The sequence below is a fragment of the Leucobacter sp. GX24907 genome, assembly GCF_053567335.1.
On sequence record NZ_JBSGPD010000016.1, the window covers coordinates 1 to 2,004 of the forward strand.

Consider the following 2,004-nt stretch of genomic DNA (forward strand, 5'->3'; position numbering starts at 1 on the left):
TGGTTAGTTACGTTTCAGATGCAAATTCAAACGCCACTCCAGAATCCTGACCAGACCCAGGAACACCAACGTGATCGACCCGTACAACACCGCAGTCAACGAGAACACACTCAAATACTTAAACGACATCGAGCTAATCTCGTACGCCTTCGACATCAACTCCGGCACCGCGATAATAAACGCCAACGCAGACGCCTGGAACGCCAACACCGCAAGCCCCGCCAACGGCGGCGTCGAGATCCGCAACGCCTGCGGGAGAATAATGTGCGAGAACCCGGTCCACCCACGCAACCCACTGGTGAGAGCGGCTTCTTTCTGCCCATTCGGAACCGCAGCGATCCCGGCCCGGAAATACTCCGACGCATACGCGCCCGTGTTCCACGCCATCGCCACGATCGCTGTCGGCAACGCATCGAACACCAACCCGACCTCGGGCAAGCTGAAGTACATCAGATACAGCAACACCAGCGCCGGCAGACCACGCCCGATCTCCACAACCAAAAACGCGACCCACTGCAACGGGGGCACTTTATGCGCCTCGGTCATCACCGCAAGCAGCAACCCGAGCGGGAGGCCGAACAGCAGCGCCATCCCGGTCAGCTGCAAGCTCACGACCAGGCCCGGCCACATATCCGGCAGCCAACTCATCCAATCTTGCAACATTATGCGACTCCGATCTTCCGACGCAGCGCGAGATCAACCCGACGCGAGATCACCGCGACGATCAAACTGATCGCGATGTACAACACACCCGCGATCACGAACGCGAGCACTCCCTGGTGAGTTTGCTTGGCCTGCTGCTGCGCGAAGTACGTGATCTCGTGCGCACCGATCTGCGACGCGAGCGCGGAATCCTTCAGCAACCCGATCGCGTACGTCGCGATCGCCGGCAACGCGACCCGGAACGCCTGCGGCGTAATAATGTGCTGCACCGTCGTGAACGTCGGCAACCCGAGCGCATGCGACGCTTCACGCTGCCCCGCCGGGATCGATAACAACCCCGACCGGTAAATCTCCGCCATGAACGCCGACGCGATCACCGAGAACCCGATCACCGCAGCCTCCGTCGTCGACAAGCGCAACGCGAACTGCGGCAACCCGAAGTAGATCAGGAACAACCACGTGATCGGCGGGATCACCCGCACGATCCCGATATACCCCGTCACAATGCCCCGCAAAATCGCGAACCGAGACCGCGTCCCGGCCACGAGGATCAACGCGACCACCCCACCGATCACCAACGACGCACCCGTGATCCACAAGGTCAGACCCACACCCTTGAGGATCGCCTGGAATATTTCGAGGACCATCAGCGCATCACCGATCCAGCACAGCCGTGAGGAACTGCCGCGTCCGCTCACTCTGCGGATCCGACATCACCTGCTCCGACGGCCCCAACTCAAGCACCCCACCATCACCCAAAACCATCACCCGGTTCGACACATCCCGGGCAAAGCTCATCTCATGCGTGACCACGAGCATCGTCATCCCCTCATCAGCGAGATCACGCATCACCGCGAGCACCTCAAGACCAATCTCAGGATCCAACGCACTCGTCGGCTCATCAAACAGCATCACCTTCGGCGACAACGCCAACGCCCGCGCGATCGCGATGCGCTGCTGCTGCCCACCCGACAAACGTGCCGGATACTGGCCCGCCTTATCCGGCAACCCCACCTTCTTCAGCAACTGATTCGCGACCTCAGCCGCTTCATCCTTACTCCGCCCCAGCACCTTCCGCTGCGGCAACGTAATGTTCTCCATCACCGTCAAATGCGGAAACAGGTTAAACGACTGGAACACCATCCCCGTCACCCGACGCAAATGATCCAAACTCGCTTTATCCGGATGCTTCCCACCCGCCTTGATCCGAGCCCCACCAATCGTGATCGTGCCCTCAGTAGGCACCTCGAGATAGTTCAAACACCGCAAAAACGTGCTCTTCCCACCACCCGACGGACCAATGATCGACACGACCTCACCCTCGTCCATCGCGAGATCCAC

The 2,004-nt window shown here is 60.1% G+C and carries 3 protein-coding genes; all 3 read right to left on the reverse strand.

Annotated features, from left to right (window positions below):
* Positions 1-3: 3 nt before the first annotated feature.
* Positions 4-648: an amino acid ABC transporter permease gene (locus ACUYV6_RS13115; protein ID WP_449279118.1), complete on the reverse strand. Its 645-nt coding sequence runs from the start codon at positions 646-648 to the stop codon at positions 4-6.
* Positions 649-662: 14 nt separating this feature from the next.
* Positions 663-1,310 (reverse strand): amino acid ABC transporter permease, encoded by a 648-nt coding sequence (locus ACUYV6_RS13120; protein ID WP_449279119.1) that lies wholly within the window; start codon positions 1,308-1,310, stop codon positions 663-665.
* 7 nt (positions 1,311-1,317) lie between these two features.
* On the reverse strand, positions 1,318-2,004 hold a 687-nt coding region (locus ACUYV6_RS13125), incomplete at its 5' end, for an amino acid ABC transporter ATP-binding protein (RefSeq protein ID WP_449279120.1).

Excerpts from the sequence above, each read along its gene's own strand:
- ACUYV6_RS13120 (WP_449279119.1), bottom strand. The coding sequence starts at position 1,310 with ATGGTCCTCGAAATATTCCAGGCGATCCTCAAGGGTGTGGGTCTGACC.
- ACUYV6_RS13115 (WP_449279118.1), bottom strand. The coding sequence starts at position 648 with ATGAGTTGGCTGCCGGATATGTGGCCGGGCCTGGTCGTGAGCTTGCAG.